This window comes from Ideonella sp. A 288, assembly GCF_002198735.1.
In the GTDB taxonomy this organism is placed as follows: domain Bacteria; phylum Pseudomonadota; class Gammaproteobacteria; order Burkholderiales; family Burkholderiaceae_C; genus Pseudaquabacterium.
In genome coordinates this window covers 1-3,134 of record NZ_MWLO01000013.1, presented here as the reverse complement: position 1 = coordinate 3,134, position 3,134 = coordinate 1, and the positions used below count along the sequence as shown (strand labels likewise).

3 protein-coding genes are annotated in these 3,134 nt (G+C 69.8%); all 3 read right to left on the bottom strand.

Translation table 11 applies throughout. The features are described 5' to 3' along the window. Nucleotides 1-235, bottom strand: a 235-nt coding sequence (locus EOINJALH_RS00585) for an arginase family protein (protein ID WP_199873105.1), incomplete at its 3' end; no start/stop codon positions are given. A 368-nt stretch (nucleotides 236-603) separates the two neighbouring features. Further along, the gene (locus EOINJALH_RS00580) at nucleotides 604-2,511 is read right to left on the bottom strand and encodes a peptidase M61 (RefSeq protein ID WP_158219598.1); all 1,908 of its coding nucleotides are present in this window, start codon (nucleotides 2,509-2,511) and stop codon (nucleotides 604-606) included. 315 nt (nucleotides 2,512-2,826) lie between these two features. After that, nucleotides 2,827-3,134, bottom strand: a 308-nt coding sequence (locus tag EOINJALH_RS32455; protein WP_234413584.1) for an arginase family protein, incomplete at its 5' end; no start/stop codon positions are given.

Here is a 3,134-nt window from a genome sequence, read left to right as displayed (position 1 = left end):
CGTGCACCGCCAGGTTCCAGGCCACCACCTCGGGCAGGTGGCGGTAGCCGTCCACGGGGGGCAGCCAGGGGTTGGCCGGACCGACCAGGTTGCCGCGGTCGACCACCTCCAGGCCGTGCGATTCGAGCGCGGCCTGCAGGCCGGCCACGCGCAGCGCCTCGGGCCCCATGCTGGCCCCGCGGCTGCCGGCGCCAATGTCGGTGGGTGCTCCGATGAGGCTGATCTGGCGGTTCATCGGGCGCATTGTGGCTGGCCCGGCGCCGTGCTTCATGCGGGAAATCGGCAGTCGGGAGAAGGGTGAATTCGCTCGCTGCCGGCGACCGCGCTCGGCGTCGGGACAGGCAGAGCGTGACCGCATCCGTTGCGTCCGTGTCGGTGGCGCTGATGCATTCGTTGTCCATCGTGCGCATCTTGCCGGCCACCGCGGCCCGAGGCAGCGGTGCGCAGGCCAGCTAGTAGAGGCCCTTGCGCTGGGAGGCCACCGAGCCGACGCGCCGCACCACCCCGCTCACGTACTACCGCATCCCCAAACGCGTTCTTTGCCGAAGAGCGTCCCCGAAACCCGGGCCTGCCACGGCAACGCGTGGCGCCCCCACGGCGCCGTCAGCGCGCCCGAAGGATGTCGGCCAAACGGTCCGGCGCGCCGTCCACGCGCACGAGCGCCGCGTGGCGCGGTCCTCCGCGGTAGTCGAAGGCGATGTGGCGGAAGTCGTCATCGCGTCGCACGAGCAAGTCGATCGGCTTTCCGCCGCTCTTGTTGGCCACCAGGGCGGCCTCCAGATGCACGGCGTCATAGGCCTTCAGATGCACCGCGACCAGCTTGTCGCCCGGGGCCAGGCCGGCACCGAACGCGAGCGATCCCCACTGCACCTCCTTGATTTCGCCATCCTTGCCGATGGCCAAGCCAATGGAGTTGAGCAGCCGCAGCGTCGGATCCTTCGGGTCCAGCGACGACAGTTGCAGCGCGCTGCGCTGGTCCTTGAAGTCGAGCCGCCAGCCCGCGCGCCGCAATCCATCCAGCGGCACCTGGGATGCCGTGCGGTCGAGCCGCTCGCGCATGAACGTGCGCCAGTCGTGCCGATGCACCTGGTTCAGCGCCGCCACCACATCGTCGAACGTGTAGAGGTCGGGCCCTTTGTCACCCGCTGTCCCGCGGAAGAAGAGGCGCGCAAAGTCGTCGAGCGAGCGCTGCCCGTCCGTCGATTCGCGGATCAGCGTGTCGGCGTCGAGCCAGATCAGCAGCGCCGATTCGCCGTAATAGTCCCATCCGCGCGACCAGGCCGGCCAGCGGTCCTGGCCGGACGACCGCGCGGCCGGGTCGTTGGTGGTGTCCTGCAGGTTGCGCCACTGGCGCCCGGGCAGTTCCTGGTACCACGCCGCACCGTTGGCAAAGCGCAGTTGCGCCTGCTCGGGGGTGATCAGCCCGCTGCGCGTGGCCATCACGATGCCCCAGTACTGCGTCAACCCTTCGTAGACCCACAGCAAGGCATTGCTGCTCACGGTGTTGAAGTCTGGCGCCCACAGGTCGGCCGGGCGGCGGTACTTGCCGTTCCAGGCGTGCACGAACTCGTGCGCCACGTCGTCGCGCCGGCGAGACGCCGTGGCCCAATCTTCGAAATAGCGGCCGTCGTAGGCGTTCTCGCTCGACTCCTGGTGTTCGAGCGCCGTGAAGCTGATCCCCTTGATGTTGGCCAGCAGCAAGTCGTAGTGGCGCCAGGGGCGCCATCCGAACAGCCGGTCGGCCTGCTGGACGAGGCGGCGATGGGCGTCGATCTGCTGATCGGTGGGCGCCTTGGTTTCGGCTGGGTCGGTGAACAGGTGCAGGACGACGGGCTGGGCTGCACCCGGCTCGTCGAGATCGATGCGGCGGTAGGCTGCACCGGCGTACACCGGTGAGTCGACCAGCGCCTCGAGGCTCACCGGTTGGAAGCGGATCCAGCCGTCGCGCTCTTCCCGAGCCCGCAACGCCGAACCCCATTGCCAGCCGGCCGGCAAGCGCAGTGCGGGCCGCACCTGGATGGCCGCCGCCTCGTGGCCGGCCGGGTACATGAGCACGCCGTGCCATTGCACGCCCAGCAGGTCCTTCGACATGGGCGGTGGATACTCGCCGCCCTTCGGGTTGCCGAGCCACTGGAACCTGACCTCGACCTGCGTGACACCGTCGGGCACCTCCACGTCGAAGGCGCTCAGGTTGTCCGCGGGACGGCGCCAGGCCAGGCGCTTGCCGCCGGCCTGGATCGTGAGCCCGCCGATCTGCCCGGTGTCGCCATGCGGGCCATGAAAGCCGGGCAGCCATCGCGGGTACAGCAGCCGCAGCGATCCAGGCGACGCAGGCACCGTTTCGCGGACCTCGTAGATCCACTGCGCCGTGTTGGTGGCGTCCACTTCCAGCGTGATTGGCGCCGCCAACGGATGGGCTGGTGCGGGCGGTCTGGCCGCCCAGGCCGGCGGCGTCGCCAGTGTCAGCGCCCATGACAGCCACAGCGCCAGCAACGGCACGAGGCTGGTCATGGCTGACGAACGGCTGGGACATCGCGAAGGGCACGGCTCGGGCAAGGGGGTGGAAGCAGTCATGTCGAAACTCCGCGGAGTGGCGATGGGTTGGGCAGCCTGATCTTGGGCAGCCTAACAAACGAGCTTGGGGGCGACATCCCTAACATCACCGCTGCACTCCCGCAACGCGACGTCGGCGTCGAACAGCCCCTGCTGCGGGCTGGAGCTGGTCGGCTTCGTGTCGCACCAAGGGACGGCGGTGGCCCATTGGTACACCGTCGCAAGCGGTGTCCGACCGCCGCCTGATCTTGCCCGCCGCACAGGGCCGATGCTTCACATCGGCTCGGTCGAACCTCCCTCCGTGGCCGAGCAGGGCCTGTGGCTCGGCCGCCGCTGGGCCTGCGATGGGTCCGCGCCGCCGTCCGCCTCCGGCCCCCTTGAGCTGTGGTCGATCTTGCGCCCGGGTTCGTCAAGCACCCTGCTCAAGGGCAGCTCGACCGGCGCCTGCGGGCCGTGGCCGCACAGGCAGGCCACCGGCATGCCGTGCAGGTGGCCGCTGGGCGCGAGCAGGTGGGTGGTGAAATCGGCGTGGGCGTCGAGCCACAGCACGCGCAGCTTGCGGCCATGCTCGCGGCAGTGGC